This is a genomic window from Labrys sp. E2SS-1L (assembly GCF_057073705.1).
Window position 1 is genome coordinate 5,043,311 of record NZ_CP172712.1, and the last position, 20,561, is coordinate 5,063,871.

Annotated in this window: 15 protein-coding genes; 3 read left to right on the forward strand and 12 right to left on the reverse strand. The window is 65.6% G+C overall.

The window, feature by feature from the left end; translation table 11 throughout:
• Positions 1–79: 79 nt before the first annotated feature.
• The 4 genes from ACIGJE_RS23620 to ACIGJE_RS23635 form a co-directional block, all read right to left on the reverse strand.
• Complete coding sequence (locus ACIGJE_RS23620; RefSeq protein WP_394311665.1) at positions 80–808, reverse strand: FecR family protein; 729 nt, start codon at positions 806–808, stop codon at positions 80–82.
• A gap of 289 nt (positions 809–1,097) precedes the next feature.
• Positions 1,098–2,609, reverse strand: a complete 1,512-nt coding sequence (locus ACIGJE_RS23625; RefSeq protein ID WP_483678804.1) for a multicopper oxidase family protein — start codon at positions 2,607–2,609, stop codon at positions 1,098–1,100.
• 15 nt (positions 2,610–2,624) lie between these two features.
• On the reverse strand, positions 2,625–4,964 hold the full coding sequence (locus ACIGJE_RS23630) for a heavy metal translocating P-type ATPase (protein WP_483678806.1): 2,340 nt from the start codon (positions 4,962–4,964) through the stop codon (positions 2,625–2,627).
• Positions 4,965–5,104: 140 nt separating this feature from the next.
• Positions 5,105–6,316: an alpha-hydroxy acid oxidase gene (locus ACIGJE_RS23635; RefSeq protein WP_483678808.1), complete on the reverse strand. Its 1,212-nt coding sequence runs from the start codon at positions 6,314–6,316 to the stop codon at positions 5,105–5,107.
• Between the two features lie 244 nt (positions 6,317–6,560).
• On the opposite strand from ACIGJE_RS23635, the gene ACIGJE_RS23640 reads away from it, so the two are divergent.
• The gene (locus ACIGJE_RS23640) at positions 6,561–7,799 is read left to right on the forward strand and encodes an MFS transporter (RefSeq protein ID WP_483678810.1); all 1,239 of its coding nucleotides are present in this window, start codon (positions 6,561–6,563) and stop codon (positions 7,797–7,799) included.
• Between the two features lie 91 nt (positions 7,800–7,890).
• On the opposite strand, the gene ACIGJE_RS23645 is transcribed toward ACIGJE_RS23640, so the two are convergent.
• Complete coding sequence (locus ACIGJE_RS23645) at positions 7,891–8,778, reverse strand: LysR family transcriptional regulator (protein WP_311944643.1); 888 nt, start codon at positions 8,776–8,778, stop codon at positions 7,891–7,893.
• A gap of 224 nt (positions 8,779–9,002) precedes the next feature.
• Here ACIGJE_RS23645 and ACIGJE_RS23650 point away from each other — a divergent pair, with 224 nt between their 5' ends.
• Positions 9,003–10,502: a CoA-acylating methylmalonate-semialdehyde dehydrogenase gene (locus ACIGJE_RS23650; RefSeq protein WP_483678811.1), complete on the forward strand. Its 1,500-nt coding sequence runs from the start codon at positions 9,003–9,005 to the stop codon at positions 10,500–10,502.
• A gap of 89 nt (positions 10,503–10,591) precedes the next feature.
• Here ACIGJE_RS23650 and ACIGJE_RS23655 read toward each other — a convergent pair whose 3' ends face one another.
• The 3 genes from ACIGJE_RS23655 to ACIGJE_RS23665 form a co-directional block, all read right to left on the reverse strand.
• The gene (locus ACIGJE_RS23655) at positions 10,592–12,016 is read right to left on the reverse strand and encodes an aldehyde dehydrogenase family protein (protein ID WP_367626756.1); all 1,425 of its coding nucleotides are present in this window, start codon (positions 12,014–12,016) and stop codon (positions 10,592–10,594) included.
• A 278-nt stretch (positions 12,017–12,294) separates the two neighbouring features.
• On the reverse strand, positions 12,295–13,614 hold the full coding sequence (locus ACIGJE_RS23660; RefSeq protein WP_483678814.1) for an NAD(P)/FAD-dependent oxidoreductase: 1,320 nt from the start codon (positions 13,612–13,614) through the stop codon (positions 12,295–12,297).
• 91 nt (positions 13,615–13,705) lie between these two features.
• On the reverse strand, positions 13,706–15,073 hold the full coding sequence (locus ACIGJE_RS23665; protein ID WP_311944683.1) for a glutamine synthetase family protein: 1,368 nt from the start codon (positions 15,071–15,073) through the stop codon (positions 13,706–13,708).
• A gap of 114 nt (positions 15,074–15,187) precedes the next feature.
• On the opposite strand from ACIGJE_RS23665, the gene ACIGJE_RS23670 reads away from it, so the two are divergent.
• Complete coding sequence (locus tag ACIGJE_RS23670) at positions 15,188–15,883, forward strand: GntR family transcriptional regulator (RefSeq protein WP_311944637.1); 696 nt, start codon at positions 15,188–15,190, stop codon at positions 15,881–15,883.
• 18 nt (positions 15,884–15,901) lie between these two features.
• Here the strand turns inward: ACIGJE_RS23670 and ACIGJE_RS23675 are convergent, their stop codons facing one another.
• The 4 genes from ACIGJE_RS23675 to ACIGJE_RS23690 form a co-directional block, all read right to left on the reverse strand.
• On the reverse strand, positions 15,902–17,332 hold the full coding sequence (locus ACIGJE_RS23675; protein WP_394315270.1) for a sensor domain-containing diguanylate cyclase: 1,431 nt from the start codon (positions 17,330–17,332) through the stop codon (positions 15,902–15,904).
• A 274-nt stretch (positions 17,333–17,606) separates the two neighbouring features.
• The gene (locus tag ACIGJE_RS23680) at positions 17,607–18,134 is read right to left on the reverse strand and encodes a nucleoside deaminase (protein ID WP_415080496.1); all 528 of its coding nucleotides are present in this window, start codon (positions 18,132–18,134) and stop codon (positions 17,607–17,609) included.
• Positions 18,135–18,194: 60 nt separating this feature from the next.
• The gene (locus ACIGJE_RS23685; RefSeq protein WP_415080495.1) at positions 18,195–18,962 is read right to left on the reverse strand and encodes an SDR family NAD(P)-dependent oxidoreductase; all 768 of its coding nucleotides are present in this window, start codon (positions 18,960–18,962) and stop codon (positions 18,195–18,197) included.
• A gap of 82 nt (positions 18,963–19,044) precedes the next feature.
• Entirely contained in the window at positions 19,045–20,550 is a 1,506-nt protein-coding gene (locus ACIGJE_RS23690; RefSeq protein WP_311944632.1) for an amino acid permease, read from the reverse strand.
• Positions 20,551–20,561: the final 11 nt, after the last annotated feature.

Below are 20,561 nucleotides of genomic sequence, written 5' to 3' on the forward strand. Positions count from 1 at the left end.
CGATGCCGGTCGCCCAGCAGATCGTCTCCAACACGCGACCACTCGCGCCGGTCTGTTCCGCTTCAGTGAAGCGGCGGAACTATTTCGGCGCGGGGTGACTGCCGCCCGATGTGTGATCCGACGGCTTACCGGCACCGCCCGGCGACGGCATGTCCCCACCACCCGAAGGCGAGATGTCACCACCACCAAAAGTGTGGCGCGACCCGACCACGGCGGCCCAGGCTTCGCCGATGCGCAGGCGGCTCCAGGCCGCGGGCCTGGCCGGCGGGACCTGCATGCTGGTAAGCTCGGTGCCGAAACCAGGGGTGAGCCGCACCGTTCCTCCTCTGGTAGCGACGTCGACGATGCCATCCTCGACATAGACGCCGAACTTGCCCCAGCTCGGCCCGGCGAAGAACCGGGTGCCGCGAGCGGCGATCAGGCCAAACGGCGTCGTAACGCCGAGTTCCCCCGACGGGCGATCGTGCGGGCGGTCGAACAGAATGGCGCCGCGCTCGAGCACCAGCTTGCCGCCCCGGTCGATCAGGAACTTATCGATGCGTACCCTTGTGCGGGCGCCCAGCAGCAAGCGGGTGGCCTCGCCAAGCTGCGCCGACAACCGCGCGCTCTCGCCGGTCGCCAGGAGATCGTTGAGATAGACGGGATCGCCGACCGCGAGCAGACGGGTGCGGCCACGGGCCTGCGCGGTGCTTTCGCCGCTGGCGCCCAGGATCGAGCCCGCCTCCACGGCTGCCCGAGCCAGGACTCTCTCCGGCCGTATTCCGGCAAGCAACAGGCCAGCCAGGAGTGAACGGCGGTGGATCGGCATGATGAGGCTTTCCAGACGAGGGGGTGGTGGATCAGGGGAAAACCGGACCCGACACCGCCAAGCCGGCGGCCTCCTCCCTGCCGGGACAGTCCGTTTCAACGAACGTCCCCAGACGATGATACCGCTCTATTCTTGATGTGTACGCTTCTTCCGGTACCGGCCGCAAAGTAAGTTCCTCGAGTTCCTTACCCGCGGCCAGTCATTCATCCTAGCTGAAACCCTTTCGTCTACAAGCCCCCCGAACTCATGCAGAAGACTTAGGCTTTTGCAGCCAAGGCGGGCGATAGGATCAGGCCCGCACCTCGACAACGCCCATCATTCCCAGCTGCTCATGCTCCAGGATATGGCAATGATACATGCGCAGGCCCGGCTGTTCCTGCCGCACCAGCAGGCGCACGGTTTCGCCGTGCGCCACATTGATCGTATCCTTCCAGGCGCGATAGGGCGCCTTGCTCACCCGGCCGTCCCGCTCGGTCTCCACCGGCTGGAACTGCGTACCGTGAAGATGGAAGGGGTGATCCATGTCCGCCAGATTGGCGATCTCCCACAATTCGGTCTGCCCCGCCTTGGCGACGACATCGACCCGGTTCATGTCGAAGGAGGCGCCGTTGATAAGAAAGCCCATCTTCATGCCCCCCTCCCCCATCGACATGGTTTCGGTGAATTCGAGGCGGCGCGTAGCGACGGGCGGGCCGAGATCGGCGATGCTGCGCAGCCTGGCGGGCAGAGGCGGGACCGGCCCGGCCCGTTCCTGCGTAACTTCGATGGTCATCAGATCGGCAGCGGTGTCGGGACGTCCCGGCCCCATCCAGCCATGATCGACATCCTCCGTCCGCAGCACTACTTGCCCCGGCTCGTCGAAGGCGACGACGACCTCTGCCCGTTCGGCGGGCGCGAGATCGATGACCCGAAGCCCGGGCACCGGCGCTTCGAGAAGGCCGCCGTCACTGCCGATCAGGGTGACCGGCGCCGTGCCGAAGGTCAGGCGCAGGAAGCGCCCATTGCTGGCGTTGAACAGGCGAAAGCGGCGCCGGCTGCCGGCAGGCAGTGTCAAGACGGGCTTCTTCTGGCCGTTGACCAGGACATGGTCGCCCACCCGCCCGTTCATCAGGTCCGCCATGGTGTTGGCGGGGATCGAGCCATCGGCTGCCAGCCTCAGATCGGTAAAGAACAGCGGCGTATCGCCATAGGCGGCCGGGATGGGATCCTGGCGCGGCTTGACGATAAAGGCCCCGGCGAGACCGAGATAGACCTGCTCGGCCGTGCGGCCATGGGGATGGGGATGGTACCAGTAGCTGCCGGCGCTGCCTTCCGGCAGCTCGAAGGCGTAGAGCCGATCGGCGCCTGAGGCCACCGGGTCCATGGGATTGCCGTCCTGCTCCGCCGGCACCGGCATGCCGTGCCAGTGGATGGTGGTCTCTTCGCCCGGAATATGGTTGGCGAAGCGGATGGCGATCTTGTCGCCCTCGGTCACTTCGATCAGGAGGCCGGGCGTCTCGCCGTCATAGGCGAGGACGGGCGTCTCGATCCCTTCGGCAAAGCGGGCGATGGCGGGCTTGGCCGTGAGATCGGCCTCGAAACGCCCAGGCCCGCTGGCCCGATTGGCGAGACGGGGCAGGTCGCGCAGTGGGGCGCCTTCAGGCAACACAGGCAAGGCCGCGGGAACCGCCGTCTTGCCATCCCCTGGCGACATGCCCGGCATATCCATGCCATGCTTGGAATGATCCTGCATTTGCGCCGCGGCAGGGCTTGAAATCACCAGGGCGGCGACGCCGGAGAGCAGAAATTCACGTCTGTTCATACCGATAATCCTTGCTCAAAGCTGGCGCGTGCGCAGGCGCAACGCATTGGCAATGACGCTGACGGAGGAGAGCGCCATGGCGGCCGCGGCGATGATGGGCGACAGCAGGATGCCGAAGACGGGGTAGAGCACCCCGGCCGCGACGGGCACACCGGCGGCGTTGTAGACGAAGGCGAGGAAGAGGTTCTGGCGGATATTGGCCATGGTGGCCTGCGATAACCGCCTTGCCCGCACGATGCCTAGGAGATCGCCCTTGACCAGGGTGACCCCGGCGCTCTCGATCGCCACATCCGTGCCCGCGCCCATGGCGATGCCGACATCGGCCGCCGCCAGGGCCGGCGCATCGTTGACGCCGTCGCCGGCCATGGCCACCACCTTGCCCTCGCGCTTGAAGGCCTCGACCAGCGCGCTCTTGCGTTCGGGCAGGACCTCGGCCTCGACGGCATCGATGCCGAGCCGGCGGGCGATGGCCTCGGCGGTAACGCGGTTGTCCCCTGTGACCATCACGACATGGATGCCCTCTTCACGCAAAGCCGCCAGGGCGGCCGGCGTGGTTTCCTTGACCGGATCGGCAATGGCGAGCAGGCCGGCCAGGCGACCGTCGACAGCGGCGAAGATCACCGTCGCCCCGTCCTGGCGCAGCCGGTCGGCTTCCGCAGCCAGGGCGACCGCGACGCCCTCCTGCGCCATGAAGGCCGCATTGCCGAGGAGAACCAGCTGACCCTCGACGGTCCCCCGCGCACCCTTGCCCGTGGGGGAGTCGAAATCCACAACCGCAGACAAGGCGAGGCCCTTCGCCTCCGCCGCCGCGACCACGGCCCGGGCCAGCGGATGTTCGGAAGCCCGCTCCACGCTGGCCGCCAGCCGCAGCAAGTCGTCCTCGCCAAAGCCTTCGGCGGGCCAGATGGCGGTGAGGGTCGGGTGCCCTTCGGTGAGCGTGCCGGTCTTGTCGACCACCAGGGTGTCGACCTTCTCCAGCCGCTCCAGCGCTTCGGCATTGCGGACCAGCACGCCGAGGCCCGCGCCCTTGCCGACGCCGACCATGATCGACATCGGCGTCGCCAGGCCGAGAGCACAGGGGCAAGCGATGATCAGCACGGTGACCGCGGCGACAAGGCCATAGGCCAAGCGAGGCTCCGGCCCGAAGATCGCCCAGGCGATGAAGGCCACCGCCGCGATCAGGATGACCAGGGGCACGAACCAGCCGGCTACCTGGTCGGCCAGGCGCTGGATCGGTGCCCGCGAGCGCTGCGCCTGCGAGACCATCTGGACGATCTGGGCCAGCATGGTGTCGCCCTCGACCTTGTCGGCGCGGATCACCAAAGCGCCGGTCTGGTTGAGCGTACCGCCGATGACGCTGTCGCCGACGGCCTTGGCCACCGGCATGGATTCGCCGGTCACCAGCGCCTCGTCGAGTGAGGAGCGCCCCTCCAGCACGCTGCCGTCCACCGGCACCTTCTCGCCGGGACGGATGCGCAGGCTGTCGCCGACCGCCACCTTGTCGAGCGTGATCTCCTCCTCCGAACCATCTTCCCCTATGCGTGTCGCCGTCTTCGGAGCCAAGTTGAGCAAGGCCCTGATCGCCCCCGACGTATGTTCGCGGGCCCTGAGTTCGAGCACCTGGCCGAGCAGCACCAACACGGTGATCACCGCGGCCGCCTCGAAATAGACGGCCACGCTGCCGTCATCACCACGGAAGGCGTCGGGGAACAGGCCGGGTGCGAGCACCGCCACCAGGCTGTAGACCCAGGCGATGCCGGTGCCCATGGCGATCAGGGTGAACATGTTGAGGCTGCGGCGCAGCACGGACTGCCAGCCGCGGACGAAGAAAGGCCAGCCGCCCCACAGCACCACGATGCTGGCCAGGACGAGCTGGATCCAGGCTGATCGGGCCGGCGGCACCAGATGATGCAGCGCCGGGACGAGATGAGCCCCCATCTCCAGGATGAAGACCGGTAGGGTCAGCACCAGGCTGACCCAGAAACGGCGCGTCATCTCGGCGAGCTCGGGATTGGGGCCGGCTTCGGCCGTGACCTGCAGCGGCTCGAGCGCCATGCCGCAGATCGGGCAGGACCCCGGTCCTTCCTGCCGGATCTCGGGATGCATCGGGCAGGTGTAGATCGTGCCCTCAGGCGCGGACACCGCGGGCTTGCGCCCGCCGAGATACCGTCCCGGCTCCGCCTCGAATTTCGACTTGCAGCCGGCCGAGCAGAAATAATAGGGGTGCCCTTCATGCTGAATGGAATGCTTGGCGGTCGCCGGATCGACATCCATGCCGCAGACCGGGTCCTTCACGCCGGAATGTGCCCCGGCATGATCGTGGTGGTGGCCGTGATGATGGTGATGGTCGTTCATCAGCCCGTCCCATGCCTCTCAATCGATTCGCGCTGGTCTCCCAGCCTTCCGGGACAGGGCGTAAGGCTTGACATCATGGGAAGGTCAAGAGAGTTTTCGGAAAGCTGACGATTTGTTGCGGCTTCGGTGATGCGCCGCGATCAGCCTACCGCCCGCACATGCACCGGTTGCAATTCGTCGAGGCCGCTCACGCCCAGCATGGCCATGTTGCGGGCGATTTCCGCCTGCAGGAGGCCGAAAGCGTGACGGATTCCGCTTTCCCCGGCCACGGCGGCGGCAAACAGGAAAGGACGCCCGACGAAGACGAAGTCGGCCCCGAGCGCCAGCGCCTTGAGGACATCCGTGCCCCGGCGGAAGCCGCCATCGATCAGCACCGCCATCTCGCCAGCCTCCGAAACGGCCTCGCGCAGGACCGTCATCGGAGCGACCGCCGTATCGAGCTGGCGCCCGCCATGATTGGAGATCCAGACGCCGTCGACGCCTCTCGCGCGCGCAGTCGCGACGTCCTCGGGCGCGAGAATGCCCTTCACTACTAGCTTGCCGCGCCATGACTGCCGGATGAAATCGAGATGGCTCCAGTCGAGCCCGTCACGGGCGCCGATATCCCGCACCGCATTGCGGGACAGCAGGGTCGGGCCGCGAAAGGCATCCATGTTCTCGAAGCGCGGCATGCCGCCGGCCAGGGTGCGGGCAAAGGTCCCCAGCGACCAGGACGGATGGGTGATGCCGTCCCAGAACAATCGCAGGCTCGGTTTCAAGGGCGTCGAGAAACCGGTACGGGCATTGTTCTCGCGATTGGCCGCCACCGGCACGTCGGCGGTGAGCACCAGCGTCTCAAAGCCTGCGGCCGCTACGCGTGCCACCATGCGGCTGATGCGTTCGGGTTCGCCCGGCAGATAGGTCTGGAACCAGCGCGCCCCACCCTCCTCGGCCAGCCTCTCCAAGGGGATCAGCGAAGTGGCACTGGCCACCATCAGGGCATCCTCGGCTGCGGCGGCCCTGGCGAGCGCCAGGTCTCCTTCGAAAGTGGCGAGGCCCGACAGCCCCATGGGGGCGATGCCGACCGGCAGGGCATAGGCTTGGCCGAACAGGGAATGGCGCGTCGAACGCGCCCTGGTATCGACGAGCACGCGCGGCACCAGCCCGAGGGCGGCCAGCGCCCGGCTGTTGCCGGCATGCGCGGCATTCGTCTCGGCAGCACCGGCATAATAGCCATAGATCTGGCGCGGCAGATGACGGCGGGCCGCCGGCTCGAAATCCGCAAGCGCCAGGAAAGGCCGCAACGACCGCGGTACGTTCGCCTCGATGCGGCGGGCGGTGACCACCGTCCGGGAATGCGAATTGTCCGGCACTCTTCCTGCTCTTCTCCAGCCCACCCGGTTTGCGCGTCGTTGCCCCTTATCCCTTGGCGCAAGCAGGACCGCTTCGTCAATCAAGGCCGCAGGACATATCGCCCGATGCGTCAAGTATACCGTACAGTGAGTGTACAGGCCGGCCATTCGGGTGAATCGTCCCCGCCATCTATCGAATTCCCCAAGAAGCGGGATGAAGCGGCGGCGTCAGGAATGCGATCGCCTCTCTCCCGAGGAGATGGAAATGGCGCTGTCCGATCCGATCAAAGCCAGGCCCGCATTCAATCGCCAGACCCTGCTCATTCTGTCCGCCGCCGTCATCCTGAGCGCGGCCATGGGCATCCGGCAGACCTTCGGCCTTTTCGTCGAGCCCTTCTCGCTTGACCGGGGACTTCCCGTCACCCTGATCGCTTTCGCCATCGCCATCCACAATCTGGTCTGGGGAGCAGCACAACCCTTTGCGGGGGCTGCGGCCGATCGCTATGGCGCAGCGCCCGTGGTGGCATTCGGCGCCGCTGCCTTCGCTCTCGGCCTCGGCATTGCCGCCATGGCGCCGTCGGGGATCATGCTCGTCCTCGGTCTCGGCGTGCTGGTCGGCATCGGCATCAGCTGCACGGCCTTCGGTGTCGTGCTGACTGCGGTCGGCCGCGAGACCATGCCCGAAAAACGCAGCCTGGCCATGGGCATTGCCAGCGCCGGCGGCTCGTTCGGACAGGTCGCGATGGTTCCCCTGGCCCAGATCGTCTCGGAATATTCGGGCCTGTCCACCGCCCTCATCGTCTTGGCGCTGGTCATGCTGGCCGCGGCGCCTTTCGGCCTGTTTCTGGATGGCCGACCAAGGCTGGCCGCGGCCGAGAAGGAAGAGGCGGCCCTGCCGCTGAAAGTCGCGCTGGAACAGGCTCTCGGCCATCGCGGCTATTGCCTTCTCACCCTCGGCTTCTTCACCTGCGGCTTCCAGCTCGCCTTCATCGCCACCCATTTGCCGGGCTATCTTTCGCTCTGCCACATGCCGTCGGGAACCGGTGCGAAGGCTCTCGCCTTGATCGGCCTGTTCAACATGGCGGGAAGCTGGGCCTGCGGCTGGCTCGGCGGGCGCTATCGGCAGCAGCATGTGCTGGGCTGGCTCTATCTGATCCGCGGCGTCGCCATCGCTGCCTTCTTCCTGGCACCGAAATCGGACATATCAGTCACCTTGTTCGCGGCCGTGATGGGCCTGACCTGGCTCGGCACGGTTCCCCTCACCAGCGGTCTCGTCGCCAAGGTCTTCGGCGTGCGCCATCTCGGCACCCTGTTCGGCATCTGCTTTCTCAGCCACCAGATCGGCTCGTTTCTCGGCGCCTGGCTGGGTGGCCTGACTTTCGATCTCACCGGCTCCTACACACTGGTGTGGTGGGCGACCGCCCTTGCCAGCCTGATGGCGGCAGCGCTGCATTTCCCGATCAACGACACGCCGCAAGTCGTGGCGACTCCAGTGCGAGCGTGAAAGCTTCCCTGGGACCACCGGCATCCTGCCGGCCTCTTCCGATCCAGCGAGCGTGGGGCAATCAAGATGCCGGTGGTCCCAGGAAATCTTCTCAATCCCGGGCGAAATGGGCCCGTTCGGCTCGGACCCGCAGGGTGATGTGGTCGGCGACAGCGGCGACGCGGCGGGTGTTGTGGGTATCCGGATGGGAGACCAGCCAATAGCTGCGGGTGAAGCGCCTGCCCGGTAGCAGGCGCATCAGCTCGGGATATTGCCGGGCCGCATAGTCGTGCAGGATGCCGATACCGTGGCCGGCCCTGACAGCTTCCATCTGGGCGACCACGCTGCCGCACTCGAAGCGCCGGCGCATCAGCCGGCCCAGCGTCTCGGCATAATCCAGCGCCCGGCTGTAGACGAGGTCGTCGACATGGGTGACGAAGAGATGGCCGGCAAGGTCCTCCTCGCTGGCGATGGGGGGCGCCGCTTCGAGATAGCCCCGGGAGGCATAGACGCTGAGCGTATAGTCGGTCAGCTTCTTGACCATCAGCCGCCCCTGCACGGGGCGGTCCAGCGTCACCACGATGTCGGCCTCGCGCCGTGACAGCGAGAAGGTGCGCGGCAGCGGCACCAGCTGCACCACCAGTTCCGGGTGTCGGGCCGCCAGGGCGCCCAGTTCGTGCGACAGGAAGTAGTTGCCGAGCCCGTCCGGCGCGCCGACACGCACCGTGCCGCTGATCTCCGCCGTGGTGCCGGATACCAGGGCGCCGACGCGCAGGAATTCGGATTCGGCCTTCTCCGCCGCGACGAGCAGGGCCTCGCCGGCCGCCGTCAGCGTGCAGCCCTGGGTCTGGCGTTCGACGAGCCTGGCGCCGAAGGTCTCCTCCAGCGCCGTGAGCTGGCGGCCGACGGTGGCATGGTTGAGCCCGAGCTGGCGCGCCGCGCCGAGCAATTGCCCGCTGCGCGCCACCGCCAGAAAGATGCGGATGTGGTCCCAGTTCATGGCGAACTCCGGGTGCACGGGCATCTTGCCCGTTCTGCCTGACCGACATCCGCCACGTTTCCAAGAACGGGCAAGATGCCCGTGCACCCGGGGAAGATCGTCTATTGATGACTTTAATTTTTGCACATCGGAAGTGCAATCCCTCTCATTGCTGTGCGAACGGATCAACTGCATAGATCTCGCCGAACGCCGCCCACCGGCAGGCGAAGGACAGGAGGAAGAGGATGACGCGCGAGATCTCCCATTTCATCGGCGGCAAGCTGGTTGCCGGCCGCAGCGGCCGCAAGGCGGCGGTCTACAATCCCGCCACCGGCGAAGCCGCGGCCGAGGTCGCCCTCGCCTCCGTCGCCGAAGTGCGCGAGGCCTCTGCCGCCGCCAAGGCCGCCGCCCCCGGCTGGGCCGCCACCACGCCGCTGCGCCGCGCCCGTATCCTCAACAAGTTCCTGCACATCCTGGAGGAGCGTACCGACGAACTCGCCGCCGTAATCACGGCCGAGCATGGCAAGGTGCTGTCGGATGCCAAGGGCGAGATCCAGCGCGGCATGGAAGTGGTGGAATTCGCCACCTCGGCGCCCCAGCTCCTCAAGGGCGAGGTGACGGAGAATGTCGGCACCCGCGTCGATAGCCATTCCCTGCGCCAGCCACTCGGCGTGGTCGCCGGCATCACGCCATTCAACTTCCCGGCCATGGTGCCGATGTGGATGTTCCCGGTGGCGCTGGCCTGCGGCAACTGCTTCATCCTCAAGCCCTCCGAGCGCGATCCCTCCGCTTCGCTGCTGCTCGCGCAGTGGCTCAAGGAAGCCGGCCTGCCGGACGGCGTCTTCAACGTGGTCCATGGCGACAAGGAGGCCGTCGACGCCATCCTCACCGATCCCGATATTTCGGCCGTCAGCTTCGTCGGCTCCACGCCGATCGCCCGCTACATCTACGAGACCGCCTCGCACAACGGCAAGCGCTGCCAGGCGCTGGGCGGCGCCAAGAACCACATGATCGTGATGCCCGACGCCGACATCGACCAGGCCGTCGACGCCCTGATGGGCGCGGCCTATGGCTCGGCCGGCGAGCGCTGCATGGCGATCTCGGTTGCCGTGCCGATCGGCGAAGCCACAGCCGAGGCGCTGCTCGCCAAGCTGGAACCCCGGGTGCGCGCCCTCAAGATCGGCCCCGGCACCGATCCGGAAGCCGAGATGGGCCCGCTGGTCACCAAGCAGCATCTCGACAAGGTGCGCGGCTATATCGACACCGGCGTCGCCGAAGGAGCCAGGCTGGTGGTGGACGGGCGCGGCTTCACCATGCAGGGCTACGAGAACGGCTATTATCTCGGCGGCACGATCTTCGACCATGTCACCACCGACATGACGATCTACAAGGAAGAGATCTTCGGCCCGGTGCTCGCGGTGGCGCGCGCGCCCGACTATGCCACCGCTGCCCGCATGATCAACGAGCATGAGTTCGGCAACGGCACCGCAATCTTCACCCGCGACGGCGACGCCGCCCGCGAATTCGCCCACCAGATCCAGGTCGGCATGGTTGGCATCAACGTGCCGATCCCGGTGCCGATGGCATTCCATTCCTTCGGCGGCTGGAAGGCCTCGCTGTTCGGCGACCACCACATGCACGGCCCCGAGGGCGTGCGCTTCTACACCAAGCTCAAGACCATCACGAGCCGCTGGCCCACCGGCATCCGCGCCGGGGCCGACTTCGTGATGCCGACGATGAAGTAATCGACGCATCGAACGAAGAACGCCGCCGGAGAACGATCCCGGCGGCGTTTTGTTGCGCTACGGGCCGAAGCCCGCCTCTGACAATCCCATCAGGGCCGATGCACGGTCTTCACCTCGAGGAAATCCTCCAGGCCGAAGATGCCGCCCTCGCGGCCATTGCCGGACTGCTTGTAGCCGCCGAACGGGCTGCCATAGCGATGAGGCCCGCCATTGATGTGCACCATGCCGGCGCGCAGCCTGGCCGCGACCCGCTCGGCCCGCTTGTCGTCGCCGGTCTGCAGATAGGCGGCAAGACCGTAATTGGTGTCGTTGGCGAGCTCGATCGCCTGCTCCTCGGTGTCGAAGGGAATGATCGACAGCACCGGGCCGAAGATCTCCTCGCGGGCGATGCGCATGTTGGGATCGACATCGGCGAAGATGGTGGGCTTGGTGAAATAGCCCTTCTCATAGCCTTCCGGCTTGCCGGGACCGCCGATCAGCACGCGCGCGCCTTCGGCGACGCCGGCCTCGATCAAAGCCTGCACGCGGCCGAACTGGATATCGCTGACCAGCGGGCCGATATGCTCGCCTTCCTGCTTGGGATCGCCGACGGCCTGCGTCCTGCCGGTACGCTCTGCGATGTCGACGACCTTGTCATAGACCGAACGCTGCACCAGCATGCGGGTCGGTGCGTCGCAGGACTGGCCGGAATTGTTGAAGCATTCCAGCACGCTGCCGGCGACGCGATCCTCGAGGTCCGCATCCTCGAAGATGATGTTGGGCGACTTGCCGCCGAGCTCCAGCGTGACGCGCTTGACGGTCTCGGCCGCATCCTTGCTGACGGCGATGCCGGCGCGGGTCGAACCCGTGAAGGACATCATGTCGATGTCCTTGTGCTTGGAGAGGGCAGCACCGACCGAGGGACCGTCACCGTTCACCAGGTTGAACACACCGGCGGGGAAGCCGGCTTCCTCGACCATTTCGGCATAGAGCAGCGCGTTGAGGGGGGTGAACTCGCTCGGCTTGAGCACGCAGGTGCTGCCGGTGGCGAGCGCCGGCACCACCTTGAGCGCGATCTGGTTGATCGGCCAGTTCCAGGGGGTGATCAGGCCGCAGACACCGATCGGCTCGCGCAGCACCACATCGCCATTGGGTAGGGTATCGCGGGCCTTGAGATGACGCAGCGCATCGATGAAGCCCTGCAGATGGCCGACGCCGACATCGGCCTGCTGGGCCCGGCTCATCGAGATCGGCGCACCGAGTTCGAGCGTGATGGTCTGGGCCATCTCCTCATAGCGGCGCTTGTAGACGTCGAGCAGCTTTTCCAGCAGCGCCAGGCGCTCCTCGACGCTGGTGCGCGAATAGGTGGCGAAGGCCTTCTTGGCGGCGGCGACGGCCTTGTCGACATCGGCGGGCGTGCCCATGGAAATCACGGCGACCGGCTGCTCGGTGGCCGGATCCAGCACCTGCAGATCGTTGGGAACGACAGGATCCACCCACTTGCCGTCGATGAAGAACTTGCGCTTGTCGAGCATCGCTCACTCCCTGATTGCGGAGACGGTCTCCCGCCCCTCGTGAATATGTCGGACTTACACTGCCCCAACGCGCCGATCCACTGGAACAGCCATCATGTCGCAGGTGCGATGGTAGCGGGTTGAGGTCCCAAAGCATGTGACCAGAATTCGAGCTATTCCGTCCTTTGTCATTGCCGGGCTTCGACCCGGCAATCCAGGAGATACTCGCCGAGAAAGACGATCTCTGGATGCCCGGAACAAGCCCGGGCATGACAAGAAACATCTTTCCGAGTCTGCCGTCACAGGCCGAACTTGTCGCGCAGGCCGTACCACCAGGCGCCAAGCACGGTCAGCGGCACCCGGAAGGTCTTGCCGCCCGGGAAGGGATAATAAGGCAGGCTGCTCCAGACATCGAAACGTTCGGCCTGGCCGGCCACCGCTTCGCCCAGGATCTTGCCGAGCAGGTGGGTGGTGGTGACGCCGTGGCCGCTGTCGCCATGCGAGAAATAGATCGAGGGCGACAGCCGCCCGACATGCGGGATGCGCGTCAAGGTCAAGGCGAAATTGCCGCTCCAGGCATAGTCGAAGCGGATATTGGCAAGCTGCGGGAAGGTCCTGGCCAGGCTTGGCCGGATCTTGGCCTCGATGCTGGCGGGATCGCCGCCGCCATAGACGATGCCGCCGCCGAAAAGCAGGCGGTTGTCGGCGGTACGGCGATAATAATCGAGGATATAGTTCATGTCCTCGACGCAATAATTGGCCGGCAGCAGGTCGCGGATTACCGCCTCGTCCAGCGGCTCGGTGGCAATGACCTGGCTGGACACCGGCATCATCTTGCCGCCGATCTCGGGCAGAAGATCGCCGATATAGGCATTGCCGCAGACAAGGAGATAGGTGCAGGTCACCGCCCCGTGCTGGGTGCGCACCACCGGTTTGGCTCCCTGCTCGACCGAGAGCACCGGCGAGCGCTCGAAGATCCGCCCGCCATGCTTTTCCACGGCCGCGGCCTCCCCCAGCACCAGGCTGAGCGGATGGATATGGCCGCCCTTGTGATCGACCAGCCCGCCGACATAGCGCTCCGAGGCGACGATCTTGGACAGGCCCGCCTTGTCGATGCGCTCCAGGCCGCCATGGCCATGGCGCTCCCAGATGCGCTGCTGCTCGTCGAGCTCGCGCAGCTGCTTGTCGGTGAAGGCAGCGAAGAAACCGCCGGGCACCAGGTCACAATCGATGCCATATTGGGCGATGCGGCCGCGTATGATGTCGGCACCCTCCCCGGCCATGGCGCCGAGCGCCTTGGCCGCCTTGGCGCCATAGCGCTTCTCGATCACATCGAGGTCGCGGCTGTAGCCGTTGACGATCTGGCCGCCATTGCGCCCGGAGGCGCCGAAGCCGATGCGCATGGCCTCTAGCACGACCACGCTATAGCCGCGCTCGGCCAGTTCCAGTGCCGCGGAAATGCCGGTGAAGCCGGCGCCGATCACGCAGATATCGGCTGTCAAATGTTCGTTGAGGACGGGACGTTCGAAGGCGCCCTTGGCGGTGGCGGCATAGTAGGTCGCCGCGTGGCCGGCGCTGGATGATGGCGGATGGGCGGTGGCGAACTCGACGGTGGACATGGCGGACATACCTCATGGACCGGCCGTCGCGCGCACCAAACCGGAGGTCTGGTCGGCGCCACGGCCGGAAGGCGATGGATTGAAAGACAGCTCAGACGATTTCGAGATAGGCGGCGAATTCGTAGTCGGTGACCTGTTCGGCGAAACCGGCGATCTCCTGGCGTTTGCAGGCGATCAGCATCGAGCGCAGCACGGGGTCGAAAATCTCGGCGGCGATCTCGCCGGCCTCGAAGGCATCGACCGCCTGTCCCCATTCGGACGGGATCTTGGCCGATGCGCTCGGCAGATGGGCGCGCCCCATGATGGGCTCGGGCGGCGTCCATTGCTTGCGGATGCCGATCAGGGCCGCGCCGAGTATGGCCGCGACCACCAGATAGGGGTTGGCATCCGCCCCGGCGACCCGATGCTCGATACGGCGTGCAGCCGGGCTGCCGCCGGGAATACGGACGGCTGCGGTGCGGTTCTCATAGCCCCAGGCGATCGTGGTCGGAGCGTGGGTGTCGGGCCTGAGGCGGCGATAGGAGTTGAAATGCGGCGCGAACAACAGCGTGGTCTCGGCCATGCCGCGCAGCAAACCGGCCACGGCATGACGCAGGATCGGCGAACCTTCCTTGCTGCCGTCGTTGAAGACGTTGCGACCTTCGGCATCGAGCAGGCTGAAATGCACATGCATGCCATTGCCCGAGCGCGTGCCGTAAGGCTTGGCCATGAAGGTGGCCGCAAGGCCGTGCTTGCGCGCGACACCCTTGACGATGCGCTTGAAGAAGACGGCGTCATCGGCCGCCTTGAGGGGATCGTCGCTGTGCAGGAGGTTGATCTCGAACTGGCCGATGCCGTTCTCGGCGATCGCCGCATCCGCCGCCACGTTCTGGCGCTCGCATTCGGCATAGACGTCGGAGATGAACTCGCCGAAATCGTTGAGTTCGTCGATGGAGAGAATGGCGTCCGAATCGAGCCGCTTGCCGGTGTAGGGCGAGATCGGCGGCACGGCGCTGTCGGGCTCCGGGTCGATCAGATAGAACTCCATCTCCGTCGCCACCACCGGCCGCAGGCCGAGCTTCTGGTATTCGCGCACCACGGCGGCGAGCGCCTGGCGCGGATCGGCGAGGAAGGGCTCGCCGCTCTCCAGGAAGAGCCAGAGCGGCACCAGAGCGCTCGGCCGCGAGGTCCAGGCCACCGGCAGGATGCCGCGTCCGGTCGCCCCGCAGATGCCGTCCATGTCGCCCGAGGCGAACACATGCTCGCTGTCGATGATGTCCTCGCCCCAGACGTCGACGCCGACGATCGACAAGGGCATGCGGATGCCGCCGCCCAGCACCTTCTCGGCCTGGCTGACCGGTACGCGCTTGCCGCGCATGATGCCGTTGAGGTCGCAGACCACGGCCTGGATGCTCTCGATCGGGCTGTCTTCCTTCAGCAAAGCTGCCAGGGTGTCCCGATCGATGCTGTCGGCCGTCATCATGCGCGCTCCATTTTGTGATCACATTATTAAGTATGTGACATCATATCCGACTGGAATCAAGCCCGGCTTCGCGATAAGCAAATATGTGAGGTTCGCAGGGAGGCGAGATTATTGAAGAAGTTGGTACTGCCGCCATTGGCCCGGGCCGATGGTACGACGACGCATGATTATGTCTTCCTGCGCCTCAGGCAGGCCATCATGGTGGGAGCTTTCCGGCCCGGAACCTCGCTGACCATACGCGGCCTCGCCGCCGCGCTCGAAAGCAGCTCCACGCCCGTGCGCGAGGCGCTCAGGCAGCTCACCTCGATCGGCGCTCTCAAACTGCTCGAAAATCGCCGGATCCAGGTTCCGGCCGTCACGCCGGAGCTCTTCGAGGAGTTGATCTCGCTGCGCGTCGTGCTGGAACAGCATGCGGCGCGGCGGGCCGTCGCGCATATTACCGAGCGCCAGATCGACCAGCTGGTCGAGATGGATCTTGCCATCGACCAGGCCATCGCCAGGCAGGACAAGGTCGGTGCCCTGCTTGCCAACCAGCAGTTTCACCGCACCATCTACAGCATCAGCCCCGATCGCATCGTATTGCCGATGATCGAAAGCGTCTGGCTGCAGCTCGGCCCGGTCCAGGGCGTCGCCATGGAACATGTCGCCGAACTCTACGTGGTCGACCGCCACCAGGAGATCATCCAGGCCTTGCGACAACGCGACCCGGCGGCGCTGGTCAAGTCGGTCGGCGCCGATATCGGCGAGGGCATCGGCGGCTTCGATGCCCCAGCCGTCGCGTCGCTGCTGGACGTGGCCGCGACCTGAAGGACGCCCGGCGATGCACTAGCTTGGATCGGAATGATGCCGGTGCTTGTTCTCATACATCAGGAGATCGGCTCGCCTGGCGACGGATTCGAGCTTTTCTCCGTCCTGGCTGGTGGCAGCACCCATCGAGACGCTCAGGGCCATCTGTGAATAATATTGATTGTTGATCTCGACGAGGCGCTCGATGTTTTCCATCATGGCCGTCGCACCGCGCTCGTCGACATAGGGAAGGACGACGGCAAACTCGTCGCCGCCGATGCGAGCGGCGTGCCCCGGTTTTTTGACGGCCTCGTTCAAGATCTCGCCGACGCGCCGCAACAAGGCGTCACCGGTCGCATGACCCCACTGGTCGTTCACGGATTTGAGCCGATCGAGATCGATGGCGATGATCGACACGGGCGAAAAATTGTTGCGCTCCAGCCGGTTCAGCTCGTCGACATAGAAGGCGCGATTGAACAATTTCGTCAGGACATCGTGCTTGCCGAGATATTCGAGATAGGCTTCCGCCTTCTTGCGCGCCGTAATGTCGGTCAGCGCGACCTGCACCTGCGACCAGTCCTCTTCATGTCCCGGAAGAAGGGACAATTGCAGGAGAAGATAGCGTTCGGTGCCGTCGAGTGCGTGATTGAGCACCTCCCGGCGCTGAAAGAAAACGCCATTCCACAAATCAATCAATTGTTCGCGGAAATGGGCTTCCATATCGGATTGGAACACGCGCGGCAGGTTTTGCAGGAGTGTCGGCTTGTCGGCGGCAAGGAAGAGGGCCAGTGTCTCCTTGTTGATGTCGAGAACCCGGATTTCGCTCATGCATTGGCGCACGAATTCGGGGTGAACATCCGTGAAAACCCGAAAATCGACGATGCCGCGCGCCCGCAGGTCGTCCATCAACTGCTTGATGCGGCTGAAGTCTTCGACCCAGAGCGAAACCGGCGAGTGCTCGAAGAGGGCTGAAGCATATTGCTGCTGTTTCGCCGTCTGGCGGCGGGCATCCTCGAGGGCGGTCACGTCCTCGATGGCCAGGAGCACACGGTCCCACACCTGCTCATGTCCTGGCAGGATGATGCCGCGCAGCTGAATGTCGAGACGCTTGCCGCCCAACGTATAGTTGACCGTGTTGCTGCGGAACTCCGTGGCGCCGTCCCAAAGCTGCTTCAACTCATCGATGTGCGCCTCGAGCATGTCGTCACGCAGCACCCTGCCAAGATTGGCCACGAGATGGTCGACACTGTCGGCTTCATACAGCGAGAGGGTCTTGCGGTTGACCTTGAGCACATGAATGAGGCTCGAACAATGCGCAAGCCTGGCGGGATCTGCCAAAAGAAAGGCTCGCAGATCCGTCACCCCCTCTGCGCGCCATGCCTCGAATTGCTCACGCAGAGTGGTGTAGTCTTCCAGCCAGAGCGACATGGGTGCCAGATCGAAAATATTGTCGCTATCGTCTGGAACCATCGCCCTGCTCTTTGTTGACACGCTCGATAGAAATCCTGCCATGCCACCCGCGGTCAGGCACTCGCTCTCACCGCCTCGAGGTTTCGGACGCGTTTCGAATCAAGGCCTTGCACAACCGGCTGGATCTTCGAAGCTTGCAAGATACCGGATGGCGCAGCAAGGCAAGACTGCTGCTCCCCCTGCTATGCGCATTTCGCCGAGATGGGCGTCAGAGCGCGGCAATGATCGTCGTAGGAAAGCAACGCCAGACATATGTCTCGAAGCCCCCCGCTCCTCACCTCCAGAAACCCAGGTGAGGCACGGCCGCCTCGTCTTCCAGCGCGGGGCCGACCACGTCGATCCGACGCTGTCCCCGCGCAAAAACCTCGCGGCAGGGCAGCGAGAAGGTGGGGTTTTCGGGATGGGCGCCGGTGAGTTCGAGCAGGCGATGTTCCGAGAGGGCATAGACCACCCGCCCGATGCCCGTCCAATAGACGGCGCCCGCGCACATGCAGCAGGGTTCGGCGCTGGTGTAGAGCGTCGAGGCGGCGAGTTCCTCCGGCGTCCTCGCCTTGGCCGCCGCCGCGGCTGCCACCAGTTCGGCGTGCTGGGTCGGATCGCCCTCGGGCGGCATCGAATTGTTGCCGGCCGAGGCGACGACATTGCCGTTCCCGTCGACCACCAGCGCGGCGAAGGGATGGCGGCCGCGCCGCCTGGACTCGTCGGACAGGGCGATCGACTGCCGCAGGAACGCAAGGTCCAGGGCGGACAGGCCGTCCGCTTGCGTCTCGTCGCTGGCGCTCACCTCGCCCTCCCCCATCATGATCCGGCCGGCACCACGATATCGTGCTTCGCCGGCCGGAGGAAAGCGGAAGGCAGAGGCTCAGATCGCGGTGAAGCCGTTGTCCACGAACAGATGGGCGCCGTTGACGAAGCTCGACTCGTCGCTGGCGAGATAGAGCGCCGCCCGCGCGACATCCTCGGGCTCGCCGATCCGCCCCTGCTGGGCCGCGATGGCGGCATCGGAGACGTCGACGCCATGTGCCTGCAGCTCGGCGACCTCGCGCAGGCCATGCGGCGTGCGGATGAAGCCCGGACAGACGGCATTGCAGCGGATGTTGCGGTCCCGGAACTCCACGGCGATGGCCCGGGCGAACATGTGGCAGGCGCCCTTGGTGGTGTCGTAGAGCACTTCCATCGGCGTCGCCGCCACCGCAGAGATCGAGGAGGTACAGACGATCGAACCGCCGCCATGGGCGATCATCTGAGGCAGCACCGCCCGGGTCATCAGGAACATCGAGCGGACATTGACCGCATGCAGCCAGTCCCACTCGGTGAGCGAGATCTCGAGGAAGGGTTTGATCAGGATGGTGCCAGCATGATTGAACAAGGTGGTGACGGGACCGAAGCACTCCTGCACCGCCCTGACCGCCGTCTCGACTTCGGCCTCCTCCGAGACGTCGGCGACGAAGGCCGCCGCCTCGCCTCCGGCCGCGCGGATTGCGGCCGCCGTCTCCTCTGCCGCGGCGGCATTGCGGTCGATGATGGCGACCTTGGCCCCCTCGGCCGCGAACAGCTTCGAAGCCGCCCCGCCCATGCCTGTCGCCCCGCCCGAAATGATGGCGGTCTTGCCTGCTAGCCTTGCGGCCATGATGTCCTCGCTTAAATTTAGACTATTCGATCCATAATCGACCGGAACACCCGGCCGATATCCGTTCGCTCCGGCCGGCGCCTCAATGCTCGCCGAGCGGGCGGCCGCGCGTGCCGCCGGACACCGCGAACTCCTCCTCCGGCGACAGCACCAGGCGATGGCGGCGGTAGAAGCCGAAATAGCCGAGGCCGATCAGATACCAGGCCGCCGCCGCGATCGCCGCCCAGCGATAGAGCGGATCGAAGAACTGGTAGCCGAGCGTGAGGATGCAGATGCCGATGGTGGCATAGGCCCCGAAGGCACCGAAGGGGCTGCGGAACGGCCTGGCGATATCGGGATAGAGCCGGCGCAGGCGCAGGAAGGCGATGCTCTGCAGGATGTAGGACACCATACCCGCGAACACGATCATGCTGACCAGGAAGCCGGCCATGAAGGCAACATTGTCCTTGCCACCCAGGAACCAGATCGCCAGCAGCACGATGAGGGCAAAGCCCGCGCCGGTCGCCAACGCGATGTTCGGCGTCTTGGTGCGCGGATTGGTCACCGACAGCACGGTCGGCAGATAGCCGGCGCGCGACAGCGAATAGATGTTGCGGCCCGAGGCGAAGCTGCCGGCGAAGAAGCTTGCGGCAAGCCCCAGCACCGCCACGCCCGCCAGCAGCTTGGCCCAGCCATCGCCGAAGATGGTACGGAAGCCATCGAGCAGCGGCTCACCCGACGAACCCATGGCATGGGCGCCCGGCGGAATGGAGGCGCTGAAGAACAGCACGCCGAGGGCGAGCGCGATCAGCGTCAGGATCGACAGGATCAGGGCGCGCGGCATGTCGCGCGTGGGGTTCTTGGCTTCCTCGGCGGTGAGCGGCAATTGCTCGACGGCCAGGAACATGTAGACGCCGAAGGGCAGCGACAGCATGACGCCCGTGAGGCCGAAGGGCAGCCAGGGGCCCGCGCCGTCGGCCACGAGCTTGCCGTCCGTGCCGATGTTGAGCGCATGCCGGACGAAATCCACATGAGGAAGGGCCACAACGAAGAAGAACAACAGGACCAGCACGGCCGCGACGGTGATCCAGACCACCACCCGCATCGACAGTTCCAGGCCACGCACGGACAGGCCGAGCATCACCATATAGCCGGCGACCCACCACAGCGGCAGCCAGCTGTCGGGCGTGCCGAAAATGGCGGCGAGATAGGAGGCCATGAAGAACATGTTGGCGCCAGGGGCCAGCACGAATTCGATGTTCTCGGCCAGGCCCGTGGTGAAGCCGCCCCAGGGCCCGAGCGCGGTGCGCGCGAAGGAATAGGCGCCGCCCGTATGCGGCAGGGCCGCGCTCATCTCGCTGATCGACGAGCACAGGCAGACATACATGAAGCCGATGATCAGCGCGCCGAGCAGCATGCCGCCGAAGCCGCCTTGCGAAAGGCCGATGTTCCAGCCCGAATATTCGCCGGCGACGACGGCGCCGACGCCCATCATCCACAGGGTGAACAGTCCGGCATGGCGCTTGAGCTGGCGTTGCTCGAAATAGGCCTCGTCGACACTCTGATAGGTTACGCCGCCGGTCGGGCGGCTGGTCGTCTCGATCGTCATGGAAGTCCCCT